The following is a 25,243-nucleotide window of genomic DNA, read 5'->3' on the forward strand; positions in this document are numbered from 1 at the left end:
GTCCGGGGCGGCGTGCACAGGCTTGTCAAGGAGTAGCGCGTCGTCCGTCCGGATGGACAACCCGCGTACCCGGCGGGGCGGACGAGGCAGAGACAAGGGATACGGAAGCGCACGTTCAGCCGCCCGACCGGCCCGGTGTCCCGTGCCGCGCGTGGTCGACGATAGGGCGACCACCGCGCGGGAGCTATGCCACCAGATGGCCGACGCACCGCCGATAGCTGCTGGAGATGGGCACGTAGTGGACGTTTCGATGACTCTTTGGGTGCTGACCATTCTCGGTCTCACCGCACTGATCGGGATCGACTTCCTCATCGGGCGCAAGCCCCATGACGTGTCGGTCCAGGAAGCCGGAATCTGGACCATCGTCTGGATCATCCTGGCCGTGCTCTTCGGACTCGGCCTGCTGGTCTTCGGCAACAGCCAGGCCGCGGGCGAGTTCTTCGCGGGCTTCATCACCGAGAAGTCGCTCAGCGTCGACAACCTCTTCGTCTTCGTGCTGATCATGGCGAAGTTCGCGGTGCCCTCCCACCTCCAGCAGCGCGTGCTGCTCGTGGGTGTGCTGATCGCCCTGGTGCTCCGCGCGATCTTCATCGCCGCAGGCGCCACGATCATCGCCAGCTTCTCCTGGGTCTTCTACATCTTCGGCGCGTTCCTGATCTACACCGCCTGGAAACTCATCCAGGAGGCACGCGCCGACGAGGACGAGGACGACTGGGAGGAGAACCGTCTCCTCAAGTCCGTCGAGAAGAGGTTCGGCGTCGCGGACAAGTACCACGGCACGAAGCTCTTCATCCGGGTCAACGGCAAGCGGGTCCTGACCCCGCTGATGATCGTCATGCTGGCCATCGGCACCACCGACATCCTCTTCGCGCTCGACTCGATTCCCGCGATCTTCGGTCTGACGCAGGACCCGTACATCGTCTTCACCGCCAACGCCTTCGCCCTGATGGGTCTGCGGCAGCTGTACTTCCTGATCGGCGGCCTGCTGAAGAAGCTGGTCCACCTCAGTTACGGCCTGTCGGTGATCCTCGGCTTCATCGGTGTGAAGCTGGTGCTGCACGCACTGCACGAGTCCGGGGTGCACGTCCCCGAGATCTCCATCCCGTTCTCGCTGGCGGTCATCTGTGGCGTCCTGATCATCACCACGATCACCAGCCTGATCGCCTCCAAGAAGCAGGCGCCATGAGCGACATCGCAACGGTGCTGGAGGCGCTGCGAACCAGCGCGGAGGACCGTGCATGGGGGCTGGCCGCCCTGCTTCTCTTCGGCGCCGGTTCCGCCGGCCTGTACCGCCTTCTCACGCGGTGGAGGAATACGCCCGAGGGCAAGGGCACCCCCCGGCGCTCTCGTCCAGAGGACCGGACCACCGGCTGAGGGCATGGCCCTGACTGCCCGCTTGTGCGCAAGGAGCCATAGGGTCGCCACGCAACGTGATCGTCCCGTCCGGGCGGTCAGGTTGTCGGCGCGCAGGGGGCAGTCGACGCAGCCCTATCAGGGGGTCCGAGCGTCTCTCGGGCGTCGACTTGTCCCGGAATCGGCTCGATGCGCGCCCGGACGTCCGCCCTCGCGGGCAACCGGCAAGGCGGCCGCGAGGTTTGCCCTCCCGGGAACGGCTACTCTCCGGTATTGCTCAAGCTTTCATCAAATCAGCTCGCCCTACGAGGTGGTAACACCGGTTCAGTCCATGAAGTCCCCGACCCCGGCTATGGTTTCCTCCCCGTGCGAAAAGGGAGGCTGTTTGGGCAAAGCCGATCACAGCCCGTTGAATGACAGGTGTCCGCGGGCTGCGGCCTTGGAAATAGCCAAAGGGGCGCCCCAGTGTCACTCGACCGCATATTCGTCCACGTCAAGACGTCGGACCCCATCTCCGAGGCGGGCATCGTCGCCGCGCTGAAGACCCGTGGTGAGATCTGGATCACTGACGAACACCAGATCACCCCGGAGACTGTCGCTTTGATCGTCGCCGACGAGATGGACGACGAGGCCCTGCGCCTCCTGCGTGCCGTCCGGGGCAGAGGACTTCAGGAAGCGGTGGTCGTCGTCTCCGAACTGGACGACGCCGGCCTCATGATCGCCGTCGAGTCAGGGGTCGCGGGGCTTGTGCGGCGACGGGAAGCCACGGCGGACCGGCTCGTGCAGGTGATCAGCTCCGTCAACCGGGGCGCCGGAGTCGTCCCGCCGGACCTCCTCGGCCGCCTGCTGAAGCAGGTCTCTCAGGTGCAGCGCCAGGTGCTGGCCCCTCGGGGGCTGAGATTCAACGGCCTCACCGATCGCGAGGGCGAGGTGCTCAAGCTCGTCGCGGCGGGCATGGACACCCGGGAGATCGCCGCGCAGCTCTCCTATTCGGAACGGACCGTCAAGAACGTTCTGCACGATGTGACGCACCGATTCCACCTGCGCAACCGATCGCATGCGGTGGCGTACGCCATCCGGGAAGGCCTCATCTGAGGTCCGCCGGCTACTCCTCGATCCGCTTGCGGGGCCGGACGACCCTCCGCTGCGACGGTCCCTCCACCTCTGCGCGAGTCCCCATACCCATGTCAACCGTGGACGGCGCCTGCTCCAGAGCGGTGTCGGCGGCAGGCTGCAGGGGAGCGAGCACCTGGAGGTTGAGCATCGGCGAAATCGGTGAGTGGGAGGCGTTCCAGGGGAAAGGCACGGGGCTGGGTGGCGCGACCACGAGGCGTACGGCTCCGGAACGGAACCCACCAAGGGATGCGTGAAGGAGCTCCGCGGGGATGGCGGGGCAGGCCGCGGCCTCACGCAGCACGTCCCCGAGAAGGCCGTAGCACTGCTGCCAGCCCCTCGCCCATGCGGTGAGTTGGTAGGAGTACTGGAACACCCGCAGAGGCTGCATGTGGCCCACGACCTTGTGGGAGGGGTCCCGGAGGTACAGGTCGCCACCCCGGCTGTTCAGGTCCTCACGGACGTCGTAGAGGAACGCCCGTATGACTCCCTCCGGCCCCACCTCGGGCACGGCCTGGGCCGGGGCACCGAAATCGAGACCAGCCGCCGGGGTGCAACGACGCAGCCAGGACTCCAGGGACAACGTGACCGCATCCATCATCGATCCATCGTCTACGACAGAGCACCGCGGTCTGCGGACGGCAGGGCACCCCTCTGCGCGCACCCTCTTTCCCCATCGCGCAGGAATACGTGACTCGACGGCTGTCTTGCCGCCACTCACCGACCGGCCGCCGCCGGTGAACCATCAAATGCATCGCACACGGAAGCGAGGAACGCGTGTCCAACTATCTGACCCCAGGTGTCTACGTCGAAGAGACATCCTCGGGAATCAAGCCGATCCAGGGCGTCGGCACCTCCACAGCTGCCTTCGTGGGGTTCACGGAGAAGGGGCCTTTCAACGAGGCGGTCCTGGTCACCAGTTGGACCCAGTACACGACCGTCTTCGGTGAGTTCGTCCCCGGTTCCTACCTGGCCCAGGCCGTCTACGGCTACTTCCTCAACGGAGGCGGCAACGCGTACATCGTGAGCCTCGGCGCCGGGGGGAGCTCCGAAGAGACGCCCGCCCTGGCGGCACCCGCCCCCCTCCGGGCGGAGCTGGCGGGCCACAACGGCGCTCGGCCTTCGCTGACCGTGGGCCTGAGTGACGCCGGGGCCACCAAATCCGCCGGACCGGTTACGGTCGAGGTCGAGGACGCCACCGACAGCGGCGACGACCTCTTCAAGCTGGTCGTCCGCCGCGACGGCAAGGTGGAGGAGGTCTACGACAACGTCTCCGCCAAGAAGGGCGCCACCAGTGTCGTCACGGCGGTCAAGCAGTCCCCTCTGATCACGCTCGAAGAGATCAAGGGAGCCACTCTCGCCCGACCCGCCAAGGGAGCGAAGGTGGTTCTCGCCCCGGCCCCCGCGGCGAACGCACCAGCGGTGGTCGAGCCGGAGATCTCGCCCGGTCTGTACATCGGCGACACGGCCGCGCGCACCGGCCTGTCCGGCCTGGAGGCCCTCGACGACATCACGATGGTCGCCGTGCCGGACCTCATGGCGGCCTACCAGCAGGGCGTCATCGACGCGGAGGGCGTGAAGGCGGTCCAGCTGGAGCTGATCGCGCACTGCGAGCTGATGGGGGACCGGGTCGCGATCCTGGACCCGCTGCCCGACCTGAACGCGCAGCAGGTCCGCGAGTGGCGGCAGGAATACTCCGCGTTCGACTCAAAGTACGCGGGACTGTACTGGCCGTGGATCAAGGTCATGAACCCGGCGGAGAAGAAGGCGGAACTCCTTCCCCCGAGTGGGCACATCGCCGGCGTCTGGGCCCGAAGCGACAGCACCCGGGGCGTGCACAAGGCTCCGGCCAACGAAGTCATGCGTGGGGTTCTCAGTCCCGCGCTGGCCGTCACCAAGGGTGAGCAGGCCATTCTCAACCCGCTCGGTGTCAACTGCCTGCGGACCTTCCCGGGGCAGGGCGTTCGTGTCTGGGGCGCTCGCACGCTCTCGAGTGATGCCGAATGGCGCTACCTCAATGTCAGGCGGCTCTTCAACTACGTTGAAAAGTCCATTCTCGATGGCACGAACTGGGTAGTTTTCGAGCCGAACGATCCGTATCTCTGGGAGGGCGTGCGCCGGACGGTCTCTGCCTTCCTGACGCGGGTGTGGCGAAGCGGAGCACTATTCGGAAACAGCCCTTCCGAGGCGTTCTTCATCCGTTGTAACGAGGAGAACAATCCGCCGGAAAACCGCGATGCCGGAATCCTTACGATTGACATCGGTATCGCTCCGGTGAAGCCTGCGGAATTCGTTGTCTTCCGGCTGTCGCAGTACGGTCAGGGATCATCTCTCGATGAGTAGCATGAAAGGAACAGGGCTGTGACTGAACAATCCATGGGAAGGCCTGAGGCGCTCGTCGCGTCTGGCTTCGTGGTCGCCTTCGACGGAGCCGGCCCCGCGTACTTCTCCGAGCTTTCCGGCATTTCCAGCGAGATCGAACCCGTCGAGTACATCGCCAGTGACGCCAAGACCGGCGGGGCGATTCTGACCAAGCAGTTCGGAAAGAAGAAGCCTCCGACGGTCACGCTCAAGCGTGGTGTCGACGGCACCGCCGGGATCTTCGCCTGGCACATGCTGTGTTCGCTCGCCCCCGGCGGCGCGGCGCGTATGAGCGGAACGCTGTCCCTCATGAGCCCGCCGGTGGACATCAGTGGGAAGCAGACCGTGCTCTCCTCCTTCTGGCTCCAGGGTGCGTGGCCCAGCAAGGTCGAAATGGGAAACATCAAGGCCGGCGCCTCCGAGGTCGTCCTCGAGACCGTCACCTTCACGTGCGAGTCCATCACGCCGATGGGTCCGGACGGTAATCCCATGAAGCCGTCTCTTCTGTCGTGATGGATCCAACGGCTGCGGGCAAGGAAATGAAGACCGAGTACCCGTTCGTGCTCCCTCGTGGATATGTCGATTCCGAGGGGCGCGTGCACCGGGACGGGCTCATGCGACTGGCCACCGCACGCGATGAGATCGCGCCGCAAGTGGATCCGAAAGTTCAGCAGAATCCCGCCTACCTCACGGTGCTGCTACTGAGTCGGACCGTCACCCGCCTGGGATCCGTCACGAGCATCGGAACCGACACGATCGAGAATCTGTTCGCGTCCGATCTGGCGTTTCTTCAGGATCTCTACCGTCGAATCAACCAGGAGGGGAGGACCGAGGCGGAAGTCCACTGCCCGTCCTGCGACAACTCCTTCCTTGTCGACATCGCAGGTGAATCGCCGGGGGAATCCTGACGTATTCGGCCGACCGTCTCTGGGAGGAGGTCGTCTACGTCGCCTATTACCTGCACTGGCCTGCCGAATCAATTCTCGACCTGGAGCACCCAGCACGTCAGAGGGTGATCGAGGAAATCGGCAAGATCAACGTGAGAATCTCCGAAACCGAATGACCGGACGAATGGTGTCCGCCTGAAACCCGCGAAGAGGAGGCGACCATGCGGTGGTCGTGGAAGTTCTGGCGTGCCCGCACGCCCAGGGCACACTCGATTGCTACGGCCCCTGCCGTTACTCCTCGTCGCGCGGTCGCGGCGTGGCGCCGACTGCCCGTCCTGCGAACCACGGTCCGCGCCAACCCGTGGACCGTGGTCGCCACCTCTCCGGCGGCGACGGCCCGGGCCGGCACGCGGTCGCTCGTCCACCGGCCCGCCGTCGCACGGCACGCCGGACCCCGCGGCCGTGTGGACTCCCTCGTGGAGCCCCTGGGCGCGGGACCGGACTCGATCCCCTTCCTGCCGGCCTCTTGGGGCCCGGAGGAGAATGTCCCCACAGTGCTGTCCGGACGGGCCACGACGATCAACACGACGATCCCGCCGACCGTCGCGGACCAGCTGCCCGTCGTGCCCTCGCGGCCCCGCCGGGTTCCGGTGATCGAGGACGTGGCATCGCGAGACGAGGTCGCGGCATCGCCCTCTCTGATCACCGCCACCGGCGCGTACGTCGGGGCGCCCCAACCGGTCACACCGCCTCCACCACGCTCCGACTTCGAGAAGAAGCTGGACGCCTTCCGCCCGCCGGAGCTGCAACGCCTCTACTCCGTACCGTCGTTCGTCCGGGCTCGCATGGAGGAGAGCGACACCTCCGCGCCAGCCCTGCCGGACGGACTGCCCGAGGCTCCCGCCCCCGCTGCCGCTCCTCTCCCGCCGGGCGTACGCCGGGCCAACCTTGCCGAATCGCGGCGTCGCAACCTGGCCCATCGGTCCGGCCGGCTCGCGGGGGGTGCGGGCATTGCCCATCCCGCCGCGCCCACGGACGAGGCGCGGCCCGCGGACGCCGGGGACTTCTCGGCGCCGTCCGGTGAAGCGGCCATCGACGCGGAGCGGCCCACCGCACATGACTCCGCTCCGGACGGGGTCCTGCCATCCCCCGGAGCCGGAACGGACGTCAATCAACCCGCCGACGGAGCCAGCACGGGACCGGTGCCCGACAACGTCACCGGCGCGGTCGATGCCTCCTCGCCCGTCACCGCGCCGAGCTGGGAAGCCGCCTGGAGCCTGAAGCAGGCAGGACGCTCCCCGCAGACCATGGCTCACCCCGTGCAGAGCCGACAGATCCGTCCACCGGATCGGCCGGACCGGTCGTCCTCCGCTGTCTCCCCCGCCGAGGCCCCGGCTTCGGGGCGGACCGGTCCGGCCGGTCCGGCCGCGACGCCGGAGTCCGAAGCCCCGACGGAGGACGACACACCGGTCGTGACCTCCGCAGCCCCGGCTCGCGGGCTGGCGGCGAGCGACGTCACCGGCGTCCCGGGCTCGCCGGAGTCTGAACCCCGGGAAGCCGCCGCCGACACAGGCCTTCTCTACGAGGAGTCGCCCGGGCCCGATGTCCCGCCGCCGTCCGACCTCGCCTCTCCCACCCCCCACAGCGGAGAGAGGGGGGACCGCGCACGGATGACCGCCGGGATGGCCGACGGGAGTGAGACGGAGCTTGCGATGTCCGTGCCCACCGTCGACGAAGCCGGTGGGGGTCCGCGTCAGAACGGTGGCAACGAGCCGCTCGCACCGCCGCTCATGACCGCCCCCCCGGCGCCCGAGGCGCACGTTGCGGCATCGCCTGAACCTGGTCCCGACGCGGAGACGGTTCACGCCGCGACCGAAGCTGTCACTCCATGGGGCCAGGCACCCCTTTTCCCAGAGGCGGCCGCAGCGTTGGCCGGAAGGCCGGCGCTCCGGACCCTTCCCGTCCGACTCGGTACGGCTAGGGGCGACACGCGGACCTTCCCGCATGAGCCTCCCCTTCTGCGGCACCGGCAGCTGGGTTCCGTAGGGAGCGTATTGCTGCCTGCTCCGCCCGTGACTTCTGCCTTCAGCGGTGAAGCCGTGACGACCGGAGGAGGAATGAAGCCGATCCTCGCGGCTGCTTCGCAGGCCCCGCGATCCGCCGACGCGCACGTGCCCGGCCTCTTCGTGGACCCGACGTCTGCTGATGCCGCGGTCGTGCACGGTGCCGCGGGCGAGAAGGCGGGAGACGTGTCTGTACGGCCCGGCATCATTTCCGGGTCCGACCTCGTTGTGGCTTCGGCGCCTGCCGACGCCGCGGTCGTGCACGGGGAGGCGGGAGACGTGTCTGCACGGCCCGGCATCAGTTCCGGGTCCGACCTCTTCGCGCCCCCCGCAGCCTTGCCAAGCGGCGCTCCGGCGGTTCCTGACAACGCGCCGGCGCTTCGCCTCGTGCATTCCGTCCGGTCACTTCCGCCCGTCGAGCAGCCTTCGGACAGTCAGGCACATCACGCCGAGGCGCTACACGCGGTCCCGCAGTACGTGGCGTCGCCAGCCGGGGACCCGCACACGCACAGAGCGGTCGGCTCCGATGCTTTCGGTGACATGCACGACATCCGCCCCGCGCATCTCTCGCAGCCCGGGGAAGACGACATGGTGTCCGCGCAGCAGATGGCCCGTGCCCTGCAACTGGCCGCCGGCGACGACATGCCGGTGGTGTCCCCGGGCCTCTCCACCCCCGCGGGCGCACACGAACGTGCGGGCCAGCGGTGGTTCGGAGGGGCAGGCGCCCCACCGGCCCTGCACCACGTGAACATGGCGGCACAGTGGGGCGTCGGGAACGGTGGCCCCCTCGGTCGGCTTGGGCCCGAGCCAACCCACGGTCCCGTTCCGTCGGCCGCGGCGACGACTCCGCTCTCCGAGCGGGGCAGCGACGGCGCAGGCTTCCCAAGTGACGTGCTCGGGGATCCCGGCACACTGAGCTTCTCCGTCGGCGAGGACTGGGGCGGCTCTCATGATCACTCCGGGTTCCTCTCCGGCAGCGTCCCTCGAAGGGACTCGGGAGACAGCGGAGGCAGAGTCCCCCTCGACCAGACCCCGGAGTGGGCGGCACTGCTCGACATGCTGGCAGACCGCGGAAAAATGTACGCCCTCTTCGACCAGCCGGCGTTCCTCGACGAACTGGCCGACCGGCTTCATGACCGGATTCTCTCGCGCATCCGAAGAGAACTCGTCGTGGAGCGCGAGCGTCACGGCCTCCTGGCCCCCCGTAGCTGAACGCACGAGAACCGCGTGGTCGGTCCGATCTCTGGAAGTGAGGAATCATGCGCGTAGGACGCGCCAGCATGTTCGCCGACGCCCTTTTCGGCTCGGTGGCCATGTCGCACTCCTTCACCGTGGCCATCGACCACAGCACCGTGGAACTGGGCGACTGGTCCAGGGCGTCCGGGCTCTCGGTCAACTGGCAGGTCAGCGAGTACCGGTCGGGTGACCGGTGGAACCAGCCGCTCATCTATCCCAGCGTCCCGAAGTACCAGCGCATCAAGCTGTCCCGTGCGGCGTGTGCGGATTCCGCAGTCGTCCAGGAATGGCTCGCCAGGACGGCCGTGCGCAACGAGCCGCTGACCGGAGCAGTGGGCCTGGCCAACACGCTCGGCTTCAAAATGTGGTGGGAGCTTCGCGAGTTCTTCCCCGCCGCGTGGAACATCAGCGATTTCAACGCGGCGAAGGGCGAGGTGGCGATGGAGACCCTCGAACTCGTGCACACGGGATTCCTCGACGACGAGTTCCTGCCCCACCGCCCCGGTGCGCGGATGCGCCGGGGTCACTGACGCCAGATCGCAGAGACATGGACGACCGACTTGTGAAGCGGACCGAGGAACCGAGATGACACAGAAGCTGCCCGGGATGAGCTGGACCCACCCGACTCAGGCCCTGTCCTCGGTCCCCAGGCTCATCGGGGGTGCGCTCGAACAGCGGACCCCGCGCGCTCCTGAGGACTACCCGCGCGCCGGCCTGGCCATGCGGTTCCACGTCGCACTGGACGAGTGGGGAACGGACCTCGGTCTCTGGTCCAGCTGCCGCGGCCTGCAGGTGCAGTTCACCTCCAAGGAGGTGTCCCAGGGCGGTGAGTACCTCGACCGCGAACTCCTGCCGGACCGGGTCAAGTTCAGCGCCGTGACTCTAGAGCGGGTGATGACGCAGGAGGACTCGCCCAAAGTCCAGGCCTGGCTCGCCCGGGTGGCGGCGAACTGGACCGGCTACGAGTTCGGAGGAAAGGGGGGTGTGTACGAGGGCCAGAACATCACCATCAGGCTCTTCGGTGCCAAGGGCGAGGTTGTGAGTAGCTGGATCCTGAAAAACGCGTTCCCGAAGGAATGGTCGGGCCCTGACCTCAACGCCCAGAGCAACTCGGTCGCCGTCGAAAAGATCTCGTTCGAGCACAGTGGATTTCTCGGTCAGGGGCCGGACGCGGCCGTCACGGAGGTGAACAGGTGAGCGAGCTCGCGCGGAACGTCACCAAAGCCAGGCTGAGCAGCGCCGAGGGTTCCCCTCTCGTATTTGAGTTCAACCCCAGTGAGATCAGTATTTCTCACAACGCCGAGGGACTGGCTGACCCGGTGGGGACGAGCAAGGGCGGCAAGTCGTCCTGGCAGAGCGCTATCACCCACAGTTACGGATCGACGCGTCTGGTGATGTCGACGATCACCTTCTCGGGGAACGACTGCAAGTCGGTGGTGGTGAAGCTTATGAAGTGGGTGGAAAAGCCGCCCAAAAAGGCTGGCATCGAGGGCCAACGGGTGAAGTTGAAGTTTGAATGGGGAGCCGTCGGGCGCGGATTCCTGTACATGGTCGAACTCGTCCGCTTCGACTGCACCTACACCCGTTTCACCCGTGACGGCAGGCCCATCCGAGCCGAGATCCGCAACATGACGCTGCACGTGCTCCAAGAAGGCAAGGATCACGGCGCCGAGCCCGGCAAGGGATCGCAGCTGAAACCCCCCACGCCCACCCGAGTCCCGGCAGGGCTGGACGGGCAGGTCGGCCCCAACGCCGATCCCGGACGCGCGCTGGCGGGGCTGATGCCGTGAACGCCATTCCCTCACCTCCGCCGCCCTACCCCTTCATAAGAGTGGGGCACAAGGATCTGGACGCCGCGCTCGGTGAGTGCGTCATGCGCACCGTGGTGGACAGCCGCGTCAACATGCCCACGATGATCGAGATCACCTTCCGCGACAGTGACGCAACCGTATTGGAGGAGGCCGGCATCACCTTCGGCACCGCAATCGAGGTGCGGGCGCAGGCAACCGCCGACGACAGCCCCGCCCTCGTGGGGGCCGGTGAGGTCACCGCGATCGAAGGGGACTACTTCGGTCTGCAGAGCTACACGCTCGTCCGCGCGTACGACCGGACCCATCTCCTGCAACGCAGCTCACGGGTGCGCACCTTCACCAACATGAGCGACTCCGACATCGCCAGGTCGATAGCATCCGCAGCAGGGCTGCGCGTCGGCACGATCGAGTCGACAAGCGTCACCCACGACCACCTCGGTCAGATGAACCAGACGGACTGGGACTTCCTCACCTGGCGCTCCCGCGAGATCGGCTACGAGTTCGGCGTCGACGAGGACGGCTTCTTCTTCCGTCCGGCCGCCCGCGCGAAGGGCACTCCGGTGCCGCTCGCACTGCAGCGCAATCTGCGGACGTTCCGGCCGCGGGTGACAGCCGGCAACATGGCCCCAGAAGTCGAGATGCGCGTCTGGGACCCGCTCAAGGCCGAGGTCGTCTCGACCCATAGGGCCACGAAGAGCGACGCCGTCCGTCTCGACACCGGCGTCTCCGACGCCCTCCGCGGCGTCGCCAAGCCCCGGCCTCCTGCGCCCCCATCATCCGCTCCTTCCCAGGGCCCCCAGCCCTCCTCCGACGGGCGCATTCTGACCGACCGCGCTCCCGCCTTCGGCGAGGCCATCAGCGCGGCCTCGAAGGAGGCCCTCCAGGGCCCCGCCGGACGCCTGGCCAGCAGTTTCGCCGAAGCCCAGGCCGTTGCCTGGGGAGATCCGCGCCTCCGGCCAGGCGCCCCAGTACAGGTGTCGGGGCCCCCGAAGCCCTTCACGGGCCGCTGGACCGTAGGCGCGGCCCAGCACGTCTTCGACGACACGGAGGGCGGCTATCGCACCCGGCTGCAGTTGGGCAACGCCGAGTACCGGACGCTTCTCGGCCTGGCCGCAGGCGAGAGCGGGCTCCCCACGGCACCCCGCATGCAAGGCCTGGTCTGCGGCGTGGTCACCGACGTCAACGACCCCCGCAAGAAGGGGCGGGTCAAGGTGAAGCTGCCCTGGCTGGCGCCGGAGTTCACGACCGACTGGGCGCCCGTCGTCCAGGTCGCCGGAGGAAAGAGGGCGGGAGCGATGCTGCTGCCCGAGGTCCACGACCAGGTCCTGCTCGGCTTCGAACTGGGCGATCCCCGGCGTCCGTACGTCGTCGGCGGCATACTGAGCGACGCCAGCACCTACACGCTGGGCGGCCCCGCGGTGGAGGCCACCGGCAGTACGGCTGAGGTCGTGCGCCGCGGCATCGTCTCCCCGGTCGGCAACATGCTGGCCTTCCACGACAAGGTGACGGCGCCCAACCCGCCCACCGCCTCCGCCATCGTCCTGGGCACCCAGGACGCCAGTCTCCTTCTAGCCATCGACCAGGTCGCCGGGACCGTCACGCTCGGCTGCCAGCCGAAGCCGCCGAACAGCAAGGCGGCCCAGGGTGCGATCAACATCGTCTGCGGCGACGGCGGGGCCGTGAACATCACGGCGGGGACCGGCGGCAGCGTCAACATCGACGGCGGATCGTCGCTGACGATGAAGGCGATGTCGTCCATCAAGATCGAGAGCACTGCCGGAACCGTCGCCATCAAGGGCGCCAAGATCGAACTTAACTGAGTCCACGGAGGACCACTGCCATGGACGGCAACGACATCATTGGAACGGGCTGGTCCTTTCCACTGGGCGCAGGCGGCAACGGCTCCGTCCGCATGCTCACCGGGCCCGCTCTGCTCGAACAGTCCATGCGGCTGATCCTCACCACCTACCCCGGCGAACGACCCATGCGGCCAGGATTCGGCTCCCGCCTGAGGGACTACGTGTTCTCCGGCACCGACCCCGACACGCTCGACGAACTGAGCCGTGAGGTGACTCTGTCGCTCGCCGCGTGCGAACCCCGCGTCACTGTCGAGTCGGTGGAGGTCGAGCCCGACGCACGCAATCCCACTCTGGTGAACATTGTGATCTCTTACACCGCCGACGGGGCCGACGACCCACGGAACATGGTCTTCCCCTTCTATTCCCTCCCGGACGACGACACCGCTCCGGCCGACCAGGACGCAGGAGCGCAGTAGCCGTGCTTCCCACCCCCGACCTCGACGACCGGCGCTTCCAGGACCTGATGAACGAAGCACGCCGGCTGATCGCGCGCCGCTGCCCGGAGTGGACCGACCACAACCCCTCCGACCCGGGCATCACCCTCCTCGAAGCTTTCGCGATGATGACCGATCAGATGCTTTACCGCCTCAACCAGGTACCCGATCGGCTCTACGCCAAGTTCCTCGATCTGATCGGTCTCCACATGCTGCCGCCCGTCGCAGCGCGGACGCAGGTGACCTTCTGGTCGACCACACCCGTGACGGAGGCACCTCTCGTCGTCCGCAGGGGAACCCGGGCCTCTACCGTACGCACCGAGACGGAGCAGGCCATCAGCTTCTGCACCGACGATGACATCACGTTGCTTCCGAGCCCTCTCGTGCACGTGATGACCATGGCCGGCGCCGACGGGCAGCCGGTGGAGGTCGAATACGGCAGCCACGGGGTCCGCTCCCCCTTTCCCGCCTTCAGCGCGATGCCGCAGGCCGGGGACGCGCTGCTGTTCGGGCTGCGGGACGCCGTGCCGAGGTGCGTCGTTCGGATCGAGTTCGACGGACGCATCGACGGCGTCGGCGTCGACCCGGACACACCGCCGCTGGCGTGGGAGGCGTGGGACGGTGCCGCCTGGTCGGCGTGCGAGACGTCCCTCGACGAGACCGGCGGCCTGAACAGGTCAGGGCTGGTCGTCATTCACGTGCCCGAGAACCACCGCACGGCCATACTGGCGGGTCACAGCGCCGGCTGGCTCCGCGCGCGCATCATCCACCCCGAAGACGGACAGCCCGGTTACACCGCGAGCCCGGTCGTCCATGGTTTGAGCACCGTCACGGTGGGCGCGACGGTCGGAGCCACGAACGTCGAGATCGTGGACGGCGAGGTGCTCGGCGATGCCGAGGGCGTCCCGGGCCAGCGGTTCAGCGTCAGCCACAAGCCCCTGTTGGTGCCGTACGGAGACCCGGTGCTGGAGATCGCCCTGCGCGGCCGCGAGACCGTCTGGGAGACCTGGACCAGAGTCGACCACTTCGCCAACAGCGGCCCGGAGGACCGACACTACGTCCTCGACGCCGTGGCGGGGGAGGTGCACCTGGGGCCGGCGGTGCGTGAGGCCGACGGCACCCTGCGACAGTACGGTGCCGTTCCGGAGGACGGAGCCACCGTACGCATCCGGAACCTTGCGGTCGGCGGTGGAGCACGTGGAAACGTTCCGGTGGGGGCGGTGCGCTCCCTGATGTCGTCGCTGCCGTTCATCGGCGCGGTCGAGAACAGGCACCCCGGCCGCGGCGGTGCCGACGGGGAGACCCTGGCCGAGGCCATGGCACGGGGCCCGCTCGTGCTGCGCAGCAGCAACCGTGCCGTGACGGCGGAAGACTTCGAGACCCTCGCCCACGAAGCGGCCCCCGAACTGGCCCGCATCAGGTGCCTGCCCAGCCAGGAGCACGGCAGTGTGAAACTGCTCGTCGTCCCGGCGGCTCCGGTGGGCGAACGGGTGCGGCTGGAGCACCTGATCGCCTCCCAGGACACCCTCGACAAGGTGGCCCGGCGACTGGACGAGGTACGTCTGGTGGGCACCCGAATCATGATCGAACCGCCGCTGTACCGCGGCGTGACCGTGGTCTGCAGGATCACCGCTCACCACCGTGCGACGGCCGACCGGGTGCGCAGGGACGTCGAGGACGCCCTGTACCGCTTCCTCGACCCTCTGCCTGGCGGAGGCCCCCAGGGGAAGGGATGGCCCTTCGGCCGGCCGGTCCAAGTGGGAGAGATCTTCGCTATGCTCCAGCGCGTCGACGGGGTCGACCTGGTGGACGATGTGCGACTGTTCGCCGCCAACCCCGTCACGGGCGAACGCGGCCAGGAGACACGGCGCATCGACCTGCCGGCCAACAGCCTGGTGGTTTCCTACGACCATCACGTCCGTGTGGACGAGGCCCGATGAGGGCCGCCGTCGAGGGGCTGGGCAGCCCCTACTCGCTCGCTCAGCTCCTGCCCTCGGTCTACCAGGACGATGACTTCACGGTCCGCCTCACCGCCGGCTGGGACGAGGTGATCGCCCCGGTGATCAGCACGCTCGACTGCCTCGAGGCCTACCTCGACCCCCAGCTCACCCCGGCGGACTTCCTGGTCTGGCTGGCGGACCGGATGGGTACCCAGCTGGACGAGGACTGGCCCCTCGAGCGAAAGCGGGCGGCCACCGCGCACGCGGTAGAAGGGCACCGGACCCGCGGCACGGTTGCCGGCGTCCGCGGCCGAATTGCACTGGCCACGGGTGGTGAGGTCGAACTGGTCGATTCCGGAGGCGTGTTCACCTCCGATCGGCCCGAGACGCCCTTCCCGGAGGGACTGCCGTCCGTGGCAGTGATCCGGATCATTGTCGAGCGTGAGCAGGACGCAGACCTTGTCGACCTCGAGGCACTGGTGCAGGAGTGCCTGCCCGCGCACGTCGCCTACCGTATGGAGGTTGCCCGCCGATGATTATCTGTCGCAGCTGTGGCGGCCGGAACCGCGACTCCCACGACTTCTGTGGGTCGTGTGGCGCGTTCCTCGAATGGTCGGGCGAGCGGGCGGTACCCGAGATATCGGAAGAGGTGAGGGCCCAGGGCGAGACTGTCGCCCAGGAGGGGAAGCTCCCGTGGATGGTCCGCATCGCGCGGGGAGTTTCGAGGACGCTCACACCCCCCGCCACGCGGGGCGCGGTCGAGATCCCGACGGGCTTCGGTGGCATGAGGCCCGGTGGTGGCCTAGGTGGCCCGCCGCGGCCTGGCGGTCTGGGCGGGCCTCCTGGTCTGGGTGGCCCGCCGCGGCCTGGCGGTCTGGGCGGGCCTCCTGGTCTGGGTGGTCCGCCGCGGCCTCCTGGTCTGGGTGGTCCTCCGGGGTTGGGTGGTCCGCCGCGGCCTCCTGGTCTGGGCGGGCCTCCTGGTCTGGGTGGTCCGCCGCGGCCTCCTGGTCTGGGCGGGCCTCCTGGTCTGGGCGGTCCTCCGGGGTTGGGTGGTCCGCCGCGGCCTCCTGGTCTGGGCGGGCCCCCCGGCCAGGGTGGGCCCCCGGGTCTGCTGGGCATCGGTGGGCCCCAGGGTCCCGTGGGTCCGGGCGGTTCGAACGGGGTCACGGACGATGAGGAAGACGAGTGGGATGACGGGGACGGGGCTCGGCAGGAGCCCGGCCACTCGGCTGCTCCTGGGTGGCGCCCGTCGTTGGCCCACGGCGACGAAGACGACGAGGACAACTGGAACGAGGACGACGACGAGGACGACTGGAACGAGGACGACGACGAGGACGACGACGAGGACGACGAAGACGACTGGAACGAGGACGACGAGGACGACGAGGACGACGAGGACGACGAAGACGACTGGAACGAGGACGACGACGAGGACCGGCGACCCTCGGTCGGCAATGTGCGTCGGCCGGCGGAGCAGCTGGACCAGACGGTGCCCGTGCCCTTGGTACGTCCGGAGGCCGCCCGCGCCCGCGACGCCGCTCTGATCGCCCCCCTGCCCTCCCCGCCGGAGGAGGACGAGGACGACTGGTTCGACGAGCCGGACGCGGTCCTGCCGCAGCCTGCGCAGACACGCCGGGCCCGGCAGAGCCATCAGACCGAACGTTCCAACTCCGTCCAGCCTGGCCATCTGATCTGTGGCGACTGCGGCCAGGGCAATGTGCCCACGCGCCGGTTCTGCTCGCGATGCGGGTCGGAGTTGGACGAGGCCGAGGTTGCGAAGGCCCCCTGGTGGCACAAGCTGCGCCCGCGGCGTGGTCCACGCGTCGTCGCCCTGGGCAGTGGAACGGGTACGGGTCGCACCGGTCCGGCGGTCGTTCCCGGTCAGGGCCGGCAGAACTTCGTGAACAAGGTCAAGGTGATAGGCGGAGTCCTGCTCTGTCTGTCCTGTCTCCTGTACGCGATGTACGCGCCCTTCAGGAACGCGGTCGACCGCCAGACCGCCAGTATCCGGGCGGCCGTCAAGGGGTTCGTCGAATCCCAGTACTCGCCGGTCCGCCCCTCCAAGGTGTCTGCTAACAAGGCGATCAAGGGCCACGGCCCTGAGAACACCAAGGACCTGAACACCGCGAGCTACTGGTCCGCGCGGTACGCCTCCGAGGTCCAGTCCTTGGACACAGTCACTCTGAACGTGGAGTTCGACAGCATTGTCCAGCTCGACCAGCTGATCATCACCCCGGGCGTGGCCGACGCGTTCACCGACCACGGTAGGCCCCGGCTGCTCATTCTCAGGTTCACCAACGAGAAGACGATGATGATCAACGTCAAGGACAGTGCGAAGCCGCAGAAGTTCGACCTGTCCGGTGCCACGGGGATCAAGTCCGTATCGATCACTATCGGCGCCATCTTCCCGTCGGAGAAGAACAAGGACGTAGCCATCTCCGAGCTGGAGTTCTTCTCGCTCCTGTCGTGACCCCTCCTTCCCACGCGCGTGGGCGGAACCTTCGTTCCGCCCACGCGCTCCTTTGATGCGCCGTACGGCGAGCACCTGCGACATTCGCGGATCAGCGGTCGTGGTGCGATCACTCGCACACTCCCCTGAAAGGAGCGGTGAAGGCGGACATACTGGCGAGCGAAACCGTATCGTGGGATCTGTTTGCAGGATTTGGTTATAGGATACGGTTTGGATTGGTACAGACGATGCGTACGCATATGAGGGGGCCGCGCTATGGCTGCTGAGCAGGGGACCAACCAGAGTGTGGAGCGGGCCGTCTCCGTCCTGCGGGCTCTCGGCACGGGGAGTTCCGAGCGCCGAGTCTCGGACATCGCCGTCGACGCCGAACTGGGCCCCTCCACCACGTCACGGCTGCTCGCCACCCTGGAGCAGTTCGACCTGGTGGAGCGGAACCCGATCAGCGGTCTCTACCGGCTAGGCCTGGGCACTCTGCCGCTCGCTACGATGGCGCTCAACGGCCACCCTGTCCACCGAGCCTCCCGCATGGTGCTGCAAGGGCTGGCGTCCCGTACCGAGCTGGGCGCGAACGTCGGCATACTGCGCGGCGCCGACCTGGTCTTCCTCGCCAACTTCGAAGGCACCCGTACCCCCAGGGCGTACACGCAGGCGGGAAGCATCGCTCCTCTGCACGCGACGGCGATGGGCAAGTGTCTAATCTCCCGCATGACGGGCGACGAGCGCCGCTCGCTGCTGGGACAGAAGCTGGACGCGCACACGGAGTACACCGTGACCTCGCACGACGGCCTGGACGCGGAGTGCGAGACGGTCCGACGGGTGGGCTACGCCGTCGAGGCACAGGAGCGCGCGCTGGGCCGGTCCTCGCTGGCCGCCCCCGTCCTGGACTCGCAGGGCTCCGTGGTGGCCGCGATCTCCCTATGGGGTCCTGCCTCGCTGCTGGGCAGCCTGTCCGCGACCGGAAAGCCCGGGACCCGGGAAGCGGAGCTGGCTGGCCAAATCATCGAAGCGGCGGACGCGGTCAGCCAGGCGCTGGGAGCGCACTGACCTCGCGCACTGAACCACGCGGTACCCACTGAGCAACGCCCGGCGTACGGAAGCCCGAACTCCCGTACCCGGGCGTTCGGGCTTCCGTATGGCCGACCTGGTGTCTCACCGTCCGAGCGGTCCACCGTCGACGGTGGACCGCTCCGGAGCGTCTGATCAGGCTTCGTAGGCACGCACCGTGAAGAGGTGGGCCCGAGGCGCGCCGTGTGTGGCGTCCACGGTGATCCGAACCGCGTCGGTCTGCACGGGGGCCCCGTCGTCCAGCCGGTGGACGCGGTGGCGACGCCGGTTGTCCCGCACGGTGACCGCGGTGCGCCACTCTCCCGACGCGTCTCGTACCTCGATCCGGTAGTCGCGCAGCAGTTGCGGGGCGATCGCGTCCGGGACGCGGTCCCGGTGCAGGTTGATGAGGTACGTGTCCACGTCGTCGTCCATGACCAGGTGGACCGTGCGCAGCTCGCGCGGAGCGTCCCACTCCAGGGTGAGGTGGGAGCCGGGAGCGGGGTCAGCGGACACCCACATCTGCGGGCCGCCGAACGGACGCTGGTAGCCACTGACCCCCTTGCCCGGCGCGAAGGCGTCCGTGGCCGGCAGGGCCCGGAAGCAGAAGGACCGGCGCCGCAGCTCGCGCGCGGACCAGTCCAGCACCGGCTGGCCCTCCTGCTCGGGGATGTCGTCGTCGACGCCCGGGTCCCCGGCGGCGCGGCTGCGCAGGGCGAGCACGCCCTCGGTGCCCGTCGGCACCAGGTGCCAGGACGCGTGCGGGTTGGCACGGACAATGACGACCACGTTCTCGGGAACGTCGGGCGTATGGCGGAGGGCCGCGGTGACCCACGTCGGTCCCCCGGCCGTGACGGGAACCTGGACGGTGCCCAGTGCGTCGAGGGGCACGGCGTTCTCGGGCAGCCGCGTGCTCCACAGCTCCACGGTGAGTTCGGTGTCCTGCTCAGCGGAGACGAGCAGTTCCACGCCGTCCAGCGCGGGGTCGACGGGCAAGAGCACGCCGTAGTCGCGGTCAAGGAGGCAGGGTTCGGCCGGGGTGCCGGGGCCGGGTTCCGCCGCGAGACGTGAGAGATGGGAGGAGGCGGTGACCTTGGCCGTACGGGCGAGGTCGTCCGGATCCTCGTTGGCGACACCCATCACGGAACCGTCCTGGCGGAGCAGGACCTGCCCCACCAGTCCGGGGTCATCCGTGGCCAGAGCCCGAGGGCTCTGGCCACGCTGGACGCAGAGCGCGGCGGCGGTCCCGGCGGCCTCACCGAGGGTGGCGCACGTCGCCATCACGCGGGTGGCGCCGAAGGCGATGTGTGTGGCGGAGATGTTCCGGCCGGCGAAGAGCAGATTGCCGACGTTCACCGAGTAGAGACTGCGCAGAGGGATGTGGAAGACGCCGTCCGTGTAGCGCTGCAGCGCACCGGGGCCCTCGGCGTACATTCCCTCGACGGGGTGGAGGTCGATGGACCAGCCTCCGAAGGCGATGCGGTCGTCGAAGCGGCGCTGGGCCAGGATGTCCTGCTGGGTGAGGACGTGGTCGCCGATGAAGCGGCGGTACTCGCGCTTCCCGGGGACGCTGCCGACCCATTCCAGGGTGAGGTTGTCGGCGTCGAATTCGCCGGAGTTCTTGATGTGGTCCCAGATACCCATGATCACGGCGTGCAGCTCGTCCCGGATGGCCTCGTTGTCATGGACGGTGTCCATGGCACCGCCCCACTCGATCCACCAGTAGTGGCAGCCGTTGTCGCCGGTGCGCAGGACGCGGTTGCGCAGGATGGGGGTCTGCGAGATGTCCTTGGCGTACGAGGGCGGTATGAAGGGGACGGGGCGGCCTAGGTCCTTGGTGTAGAAGAGGATGGTGGAGCCGAGCAGCGCTCCGTCCGACTCCTCGGGGGCCCAGGGTTCGCCGAAGTCGGCGGCCGATTCGCGGCCGACGCGGCTGCGTGCCCCGGCCAGTTCACCCAGCAGTCCGTCGCCGGTGCAGTCGAGGAAGACCTGGGCGCGGAAGGTGATCAGACGCTCCGATCCTATGGTCCAACCGGTGGCCGAGCGTAGGGTGCGGTCGTCCTCGGGTCCGTCCGCCTCGACTTCCCGGACATCGGTGTTGAGGAACAGGTCGATCAGCGGTTCGGAGCGGACGGCGTCCAGGACCACCTGGTCCCAGTAGTAGGGGTTGCCCTCCGGGTTGCGGTACTGGTTCTCGGTGTAGAGCTCGCCCATGATGCCCGTTTCGCGGGCGTAGCGCTGGACGCCGTGGGCGGTGGCGCCGCAGACCCAGACGCGCACTTCGCTGCTGCTGTTGCCGCCCAGTACCGGGCGGTTGTGGACAAGCGCGACGCGCTGCCCGAGTCGGGCGGCGGCGATGGCGGCGCAGACGCCGGCGAGGCCGCCGCCGATGACCGCGATGTCGTGGTGGAACTCTTCCTGTCGCATCCTCACCGGCTCCCTTGCGATGTGCGAGGGCGTGGTGCACCGTCGCAGAGCCAAGTGTGCACTCCGAAACCGATAAATGGAACTCAAATGCAGAGTGCGGGATCATGCTGCAAGAACGTCGCCGGGGTGTGTAGGCAGCTGTAGGCCGGGATCGAGGCGAGTCGTCGAGCGGCAACGCCTCTGACTAGGCACTTAAGGGCAGAAGAGCTGCCCGAAGGGGCAGTGCTCCGTCGAGAGTGGGACCAGGCCCATTCTGGACACACGGTTGACAGCAATCAGTATGTGATTGATTATCCCGCATATTGCACGTCGGGCTCAATGTGATCCACCGGCGTTGCCTGGGAAGCAGACCCGCCCCGCCGCGACGCGCTACGGGCGGACAACCGCACTCAAGCGGTCCCTCCCCCCCTGCCGCCCCCCCGCCCGAGAGGAAGCCGCATTGACCACCCTGCGTACGGGGCAGACCAAGCGGAACGGCCCACGACTGTCCGACGGCACCTTCGCGGTGCTGCTCGTCCTGCCGGGGCTCGCGCTGTTCGCAGCGATCATCCTGTATCCGCTGCTCGCCTCGCTGACCACCGGCTTCTTCCGCCAGGACCTCCGGTTCCCCGGCCGGGAGTTCGTCGGCCTGTCGAACTTCGCCGACGTGCTGGAACGGAACTTCTGGCCCACGCTCGAGCACACCCTCGTGTTCGCCGGAGGAACCACCGTCGCCGCCTTCGGGATCGGCTTCGCCCTCGCCCTCGCCCTCAACGCGGGCCTGAAGGGCAGCGGCTTCATGCGTGGCCTGTTCCTCTTCCCCTGGGTGATCCCGGGCGTCGTCACCTCGTTCCTGTGGATGTGGATCTTCAACGCCAACTACGGACTGCTCAACGGGGTGCTCATCAAGCTGGGCCTGATGGATGAGGCCGTGTCCTGGCTCGGTGAGCCGGGCACGGCCATGCTCGCGGTGATCGTGACCAAGACCTGGGCGAGTTTCCCCTGGATGATGGTCATGATGCTGGCCGGCCTGCAGACGGTGCCCGGCGAGCTGTACGAAGCCGCCGCCGTCGACGGCGCGGGGATGTTCCGGCGCTTTACCTCCATCACCTGGCCCAGCGTGCGCTCCATCGGCCTGCTCGCCCTGCTGCTGGAGTTCATCTGGAACTTCCAGCACTTCGACACCATCTACGTGCTCACCGGAGGCGGCCCCGCCAACTCCACGCAGACCTTCGCCGTCGCCGTCTTCCAGGACGCCTTCCAGGGCTTCGACCTCGGCCGGGCCAGCGCCCTCGGCGGCCTGTGGATGCTGCTCCTGCTCGCGCTGGTCGGTGGCTACCTGTACCTGTCTCACCGTGAGGACCGCTCATGACCGCGACGACCTTGGAACCGACCCGTGCCGAGGAGCGGTCGCTCCCCCCGCAGAGCGCGCGCCGCCCCCGGATCCGCCCGGACCTCGTGCGCTCCCGGGCCCTGGCCTGGACCGCCCTCCTCGTGATCGGGCTGTTCGCCCTGTTCCCTCTGTACTGGATGCTCGTCACCGCGCTCAGCCCGGCTGACCGGGTGTTCCAGTTCCCTCCGGACTTCGTGCCGAACTCCGTCACCTTCGAGAACTTCCGGGCGGTGCTAGACAACGGGCCGCTGTTCCACTACCTCAAGAACAGCGTTATCGTCTCGCTGACCACCGCGTTCCTCAGCGTGGTGATCTCCACGTACATGGGCTACTCGTTCTCCAAGTTCCGTTACCGCGGCCGCCGGTCGCTGATGAACTTCGTGCTCGCCTCGCAGATGTTCCCCCAGTCGCTGCTGCTGATCACGCTCTACGCGCTGTTCCGCCAGTTCGGGATGCTGGGCAGCTACACCGCGCTCGTGCTGTCGTTCAGCACGTTCACGCTCCCCCTGTGCGTGTGGATGCTGAAGGGCATCTTCGACACGATCCCCGACGCACTGCTGGAGGCCGCCGCCATCGACGGCGCCTCACGCTGGCGCACGCTGCACTCCGTGATCGCACCACTCGCGGCACCGGGTATGGCCGCCGCAGGACTCTTCGCCTTCGTACGGGGCTGGAACGACTTCGTCTTCGCGCTGAGCCTGTCCGACAACAACACGATGACCCTGCCGCCGGGCCTGGTCCACACCTTCATCGGTGAGACCCAGACTTCCTGGCCCACGCTGATGGCCGCGTCGCTGGTGGTCTCCCTCCCCGTCGTCGTCGCCTTCATGTTCCTCCAGCGCTTCCTGGTCGGTGGTCTCACCGCCGGCTCGGTGAAGTAACCCCCCCCGCTCCCCCCCCCCGCACACCCGTCCCCCACCCGCCGTACGCCCACTCGCCTTGGAGGCGCCATGTCCCTCTCCGACCTCTCCCGTCGCAGCCTGCTGCGCGCCGCCGGCATCGGCGCCGTCGGCATCGCCGGATCCAGTGTTCTCTCCGCCTGCGCCCCCGGAGGCAGTGGCTCCGGCGGCAACACCGGCGCCAAGGACTTCGGTTTCACCTCGTGGTCGCTGAGCGAGCCGGCCTACAAGCCGACCATCGAGAGCTTCATCAAGTCCTGGGAATCCACCAACGGCTCCAAGATCAGCACCACCACGATGCCGTACAACCAGTACCTCCAGGAGCTGAGCCTTAAGCTCAACGGACGCCAGGTCTCCGGTGCTGTGCAGCTGGACATCGCCTGGCTGGCCGCCATAGCCCAGACCGGCAGCCTCGCCGACCTCGGTGAGCCGGCGCTCTCGGGTGGCTACACGGTCGCCGGCCTCGCCAGCGGTCAGTACAAGGGAACGCAGTACGGACTGCCGTGGACCACCGGCGCGATCGGGCTCATCGGCAATCAGGACCTGCTGAATGAAGCCGGAATCAAGACGGCACCCACCACGATCGCCCAATTCGAGGACGCGCTGCGCGCTCTCAAGGAGCTCAAGGGCGTCACCCCGTACGCCGCCTCCACCGCGATCGCGCAGCTCGGTGACATCTTCCCGTGGATGCAGACCTTCGGGTCCCCCATCCTCAAGGACGGCAAGGTCGTCATCGGCGACGACGCCTCCATCGACGCGGTCACCTGGTACAAGAAGCTGTACGACGACAAGCTCATCGCCAAGGACGTGGACCGCAACGGCGCCCGTGCCCTGTTCGGCCGCGGCACCGTCGGTTTCTACGACGACGCCATCGTCGGCAAGGCCTCCACGCTCGCGAACGCGAAGGACCCGAAGAAGCTGGGTCGGGCGATGGTGCCGTTCTCCCGGCCCGTGCTGAAGGCCGGCGACTCCCCGCAGGCGCTGCTGTGGGGCCACGTCATCGTGGTGATCAAGGGGGACGGCCAGGACGCCGCTACCCGGTTCGCGCTCAAGACCACCTCCGACGTGGCCACCACGACCGAGTACTTCAAGGCCGTCGGCCTGCCCCCCGCCACCAGCAAGGGCCTTGCCGCCCGCGACATCGCCGCGGACACCTTCACCACCGACTGGACGCGCCGCATCACGGCGACGGCGACCCCCGGGCCCTTCTGGGCGTTCGCGAAGAACGCCCAGATCATCAGCGCCGTGGCACAGCAGGTCCAGGCTGCGCTCGTCGGCCAGTCCTCGCCCAAGCAGGCCATGCAGACGGCACGCGAGCAGGCGACCCAGCTGCTCAAGGACTGACGGCCCCCGATCCGGTGCCGGGGCCCGCACGCCCGCGGCACCGATACCGGCCCGCTCCCGCTCCGCTCCCGCGCCGCCTCCTCGACGTGGGGGAGCGGGCCGGTCCCCGCCCGGCGGCCGTGGTCTTCTCCGAGAAGAGCACGGCCGCCGACTCATGTCTCGGTTCGGCCGCGGGAGGGGAGGACCGTTCCTCTCAGGTCAGGAGAGGCGCGTCAGCTCCTTGTTAGACCGCGGGTGCCCCGCGTCCGAGAGCTGGGGATCGGCTCCGCGCATTGCCCCAAAGGACACTTGACGGGCGAATGGAGGGCGGACACCCTTCTCGTCATATTCACAGGAGTTTCATCAATCAGCTTCTGAATGCCCACTGATGCACGGCCGATCTGGTGTGCGGATCGAATCGTCCGGTTGAGCGGGCGCCTGTGAGTGCGAGTGCACTCGGCAGTCATCTTCCTGTCAGGAGGCTTAGCCTTGTTCTCTTCTTCGATGAGACGTCCCGCGATCGGCGCGTGTGCCGCTGTGACGGCTTTGGTCGTCGGTTTCGGGGCTCCGCCCGTGTTCGCCGTTTCGACGGCTTCGCCCGGCATGCTCTCGGCTCAGGCCGTTGCCGACGCTGTGTTCAGTGATGATTTC

The 25,243-nt window shown here is 68.0% G+C and carries 22 protein-coding genes; 20 read left to right on the forward strand and 2 right to left on the reverse strand.

Annotated features, from left to right (window positions below):
- Nucleotides 1-238: 238 nt before the first annotated feature.
- From ACZ68P_RS30440 to ACZ68P_RS30450, 3 genes are all read left to right on the forward strand, one after another.
- On the forward strand, nt 239-1,186 hold the full coding sequence (locus ACZ68P_RS30440; protein WP_471011840.1) for a TerC family protein: 948 nt from the start codon (nt 239-241) through the stop codon (nt 1,184-1,186).
- The gene (locus ACZ68P_RS30445; RefSeq protein WP_471011842.1) at nt 1,183-1,374 is read left to right on the forward strand and encodes a hypothetical protein; all 192 of its coding nucleotides are present in this window, start codon (nt 1,183-1,185) and stop codon (nt 1,372-1,374) included. The genes ACZ68P_RS30440 and ACZ68P_RS30445 overlap by 4 nt, the downstream gene beginning before the upstream one ends.
- A gap of 444 nt (nt 1,375-1,818) precedes the next feature.
- Entirely contained in the window at nt 1,819-2,448 is a 630-nt protein-coding gene (locus ACZ68P_RS30450) for a helix-turn-helix transcriptional regulator (protein WP_471011844.1), read from the forward strand.
- A 10-nt stretch (nt 2,449-2,458) separates the two neighbouring features.
- On the opposite strand, the gene ACZ68P_RS30455 is transcribed toward ACZ68P_RS30450, so the two are convergent.
- Nucleotides 2,459-3,067: a Pvc16 family protein gene (locus ACZ68P_RS30455; protein ID WP_471011846.1), complete on the reverse strand. Its 609-nt coding sequence runs from the start codon at nt 3,065-3,067 to the stop codon at nt 2,459-2,461.
- Nucleotides 3,068-3,243: 176 nt separating this feature from the next.
- On the opposite strand from ACZ68P_RS30455, the gene ACZ68P_RS30460 reads away from it, so the two are divergent.
- The 14 genes from ACZ68P_RS30460 to ACZ68P_RS30525 all read left to right on the forward strand — a co-directional run bounded on the left by ACZ68P_RS30460 (nt 3,244) and on the right by ACZ68P_RS30525 (nt 18,571).
- Nucleotides 3,244-4,809 carry a phage tail sheath family protein gene (locus tag ACZ68P_RS30460; protein WP_471011847.1) on the forward strand — a complete coding sequence of 522 codons (1,566 nt, stop codon included), beginning with the start codon at nt 3,244-3,246 and terminating at the stop codon, nt 4,807-4,809.
- A gap of 18 nt (nt 4,810-4,827) precedes the next feature.
- Nucleotides 4,828-5,340 (forward strand): phage tail protein, encoded by a 513-nt coding sequence (locus tag ACZ68P_RS30465; RefSeq protein WP_471011850.1) that lies wholly within the window; start codon nt 4,828-4,830, stop codon nt 5,338-5,340.
- A gap of 26 nt (nt 5,341-5,366) precedes the next feature.
- A complete protein-coding gene (locus tag ACZ68P_RS30470; RefSeq protein WP_471011852.1) occupies nt 5,367-5,735 on the forward strand; it encodes a hypothetical protein in 369 nt (122 codons plus the stop codon).
- Nucleotides 5,732-5,890: a DUF6760 family protein gene (locus ACZ68P_RS30475; RefSeq protein WP_471011941.1), complete on the forward strand. Its 159-nt coding sequence runs from the start codon at nt 5,732-5,734 to the stop codon at nt 5,888-5,890. Before ACZ68P_RS30470 ends, ACZ68P_RS30475 begins: the two co-directional genes overlap by 4 nt.
- A gap of 1,941 nt (nt 5,891-7,831) precedes the next feature.
- Nucleotides 7,832-8,989, forward strand: coding sequence for a hypothetical protein (locus ACZ68P_RS30480; protein ID WP_471011853.1), 1,158 nt, complete (start codon nt 7,832-7,834; stop codon nt 8,987-8,989).
- A 47-nt stretch (nt 8,990-9,036) separates the two neighbouring features.
- Nucleotides 9,037-9,543 (forward strand): phage tail protein, encoded by a 507-nt coding sequence (locus tag ACZ68P_RS30485; RefSeq protein WP_471011855.1) that lies wholly within the window; start codon nt 9,037-9,039, stop codon nt 9,541-9,543.
- Nucleotides 9,544-9,598: 55 nt separating this feature from the next.
- Nucleotides 9,599-10,210 (forward strand): phage tail protein, encoded by a 612-nt coding sequence (locus ACZ68P_RS30490; RefSeq protein WP_471011857.1) that lies wholly within the window; start codon nt 9,599-9,601, stop codon nt 10,208-10,210.
- Nucleotides 10,207-10,803, forward strand: coding sequence for a CIS tube protein (locus tag ACZ68P_RS30495; RefSeq protein WP_471011859.1), 597 nt, complete (start codon nt 10,207-10,209; stop codon nt 10,801-10,803). Before ACZ68P_RS30490 ends, ACZ68P_RS30495 begins: the two co-directional genes overlap by 4 nt.
- A gap of 41 nt (nt 10,804-10,844) precedes the next feature.
- Entirely contained in the window at nt 10,845-12,644 is a 1,800-nt protein-coding gene (locus tag ACZ68P_RS30500) for a VgrG-related protein (protein WP_471011862.1), read from the forward strand.
- Nucleotides 12,645-12,664: 20 nt separating this feature from the next.
- A complete protein-coding gene (locus tag ACZ68P_RS30505) occupies nt 12,665-13,099 on the forward strand; it encodes a GPW/gp25 family protein (protein ID WP_471011864.1) in 435 nt (144 codons plus the stop codon).
- A 2-nt stretch (nt 13,100-13,101) separates the two neighbouring features.
- Nucleotides 13,102-15,057 (forward strand): putative baseplate assembly protein, encoded by a 1,956-nt coding sequence (locus ACZ68P_RS30510; protein ID WP_471011867.1) that lies wholly within the window; start codon nt 13,102-13,104, stop codon nt 15,055-15,057.
- Nucleotides 15,054-15,593 (forward strand): phage tail protein, encoded by a 540-nt coding sequence (locus ACZ68P_RS30515; protein ID WP_471011868.1) that lies wholly within the window; start codon nt 15,054-15,056, stop codon nt 15,591-15,593. Before ACZ68P_RS30510 ends, ACZ68P_RS30515 begins: the two co-directional genes overlap by 4 nt.
- Before the next feature lie 716 nt (nt 15,594-16,309).
- Complete coding sequence (locus ACZ68P_RS30520) at nt 16,310-17,527, forward strand: NADase-type glycan-binding domain-containing protein (RefSeq protein WP_471011869.1); 1,218 nt, start codon at nt 16,310-16,312, stop codon at nt 17,525-17,527.
- A gap of 255 nt (nt 17,528-17,782) precedes the next feature.
- Entirely contained in the window at nt 17,783-18,571 is a 789-nt protein-coding gene (locus ACZ68P_RS30525; RefSeq protein ID WP_471011870.1) for an IclR family transcriptional regulator, read from the forward strand.
- A gap of 156 nt (nt 18,572-18,727) precedes the next feature.
- Here the strand turns inward: ACZ68P_RS30525 and ACZ68P_RS30530 are convergent, their stop codons facing one another.
- Nucleotides 18,728-20,998: an FAD-dependent oxidoreductase gene (locus ACZ68P_RS30530; protein WP_471011871.1), complete on the reverse strand. Its 2,271-nt coding sequence runs from the start codon at nt 20,996-20,998 to the stop codon at nt 18,728-18,730.
- 439 nt (nt 20,999-21,437) lie between these two features.
- Here ACZ68P_RS30530 and ACZ68P_RS30535 point away from each other — a divergent pair, with 439 nt between their 5' ends.
- The 3 genes from ACZ68P_RS30535 (at nt 21,438) to ACZ68P_RS30545 (ending at nt 24,613) form a co-directional block, all read left to right on the forward strand.
- Nucleotides 21,438-22,349: a carbohydrate ABC transporter permease gene (locus ACZ68P_RS30535; protein ID WP_471011874.1), complete on the forward strand. Its 912-nt coding sequence runs from the start codon at nt 21,438-21,440 to the stop codon at nt 22,347-22,349.
- The gene (locus ACZ68P_RS30540) at nt 22,346-23,251 is read left to right on the forward strand and encodes a carbohydrate ABC transporter permease (RefSeq protein ID WP_471011875.1); all 906 of its coding nucleotides are present in this window, start codon (nt 22,346-22,348) and stop codon (nt 23,249-23,251) included. The genes ACZ68P_RS30535 and ACZ68P_RS30540 overlap by 4 nt, the downstream gene beginning before the upstream one ends.
- Before the next feature lie 69 nt (nt 23,252-23,320).
- Nucleotides 23,321-24,613, forward strand: coding sequence for an ABC transporter substrate-binding protein (locus ACZ68P_RS30545; RefSeq protein WP_471011877.1), 1,293 nt, complete (start codon nt 23,321-23,323; stop codon nt 24,611-24,613).
- Nucleotides 24,614-25,243 lie beyond the last annotated feature (630 nt).

The organism is Streptomyces sp. NPDC036822 (genome assembly GCF_055609145.1).

Excerpts from the sequence above, each read along its gene's own strand:
- ACZ68P_RS30445 (WP_471011842.1), top strand. The coding sequence starts at position 1,183 with ATGAGCGACATCGCAACGGTGCTGGAGGCGCTGCGAACCAGCGCGGAG.
- ACZ68P_RS30530 (WP_471011871.1), bottom strand. The coding sequence starts at position 20,998 with ATGCGACAGGAAGAGTTCCACCACGACATCGCGGTCATCGGCGGCGGC.
- ACZ68P_RS30505 (WP_471011864.1), top strand. The coding sequence starts at position 12,665 with ATGGACGGCAACGACATCATTGGAACGGGCTGGTCCTTTCCACTGGGC.
- ACZ68P_RS30490 (WP_471011857.1), top strand. The coding sequence starts at position 9,599 with ATGACACAGAAGCTGCCCGGGATGAGCTGGACCCACCCGACTCAGGCC.
- ACZ68P_RS30545 (WP_471011877.1), top strand. The coding sequence starts at position 23,321 with ATGTCCCTCTCCGACCTCTCCCGTCGCAGCCTGCTGCGCGCCGCCGGC.
- ACZ68P_RS30455 (WP_471011846.1), bottom strand. The coding sequence starts at position 3,067 with ATGATGGATGCGGTCACGTTGTCCCTGGAGTCCTGGCTGCGTCGTTGC.
- ACZ68P_RS30470 (WP_471011852.1), top strand. The coding sequence starts at position 5,367 with ATGAAGACCGAGTACCCGTTCGTGCTCCCTCGTGGATATGTCGATTCC.
- ACZ68P_RS30485 (WP_471011855.1), top strand. The coding sequence starts at position 9,037 with ATGCGCGTAGGACGCGCCAGCATGTTCGCCGACGCCCTTTTCGGCTCG.
- ACZ68P_RS30515 (WP_471011868.1), top strand. The coding sequence starts at position 15,054 with ATGAGGGCCGCCGTCGAGGGGCTGGGCAGCCCCTACTCGCTCGCTCAG.
- ACZ68P_RS30480 (WP_471011853.1), top strand. The coding sequence starts at position 7,832 with ATGAAGCCGATCCTCGCGGCTGCTTCGCAGGCCCCGCGATCCGCCGAC.
- ACZ68P_RS30540 (WP_471011875.1), top strand. The coding sequence starts at position 22,346 with ATGACCGCGACGACCTTGGAACCGACCCGTGCCGAGGAGCGGTCGCTC.
- ACZ68P_RS30525 (WP_471011870.1), top strand. The coding sequence starts at position 17,783 with ATGGCTGCTGAGCAGGGGACCAACCAGAGTGTGGAGCGGGCCGTCTCC.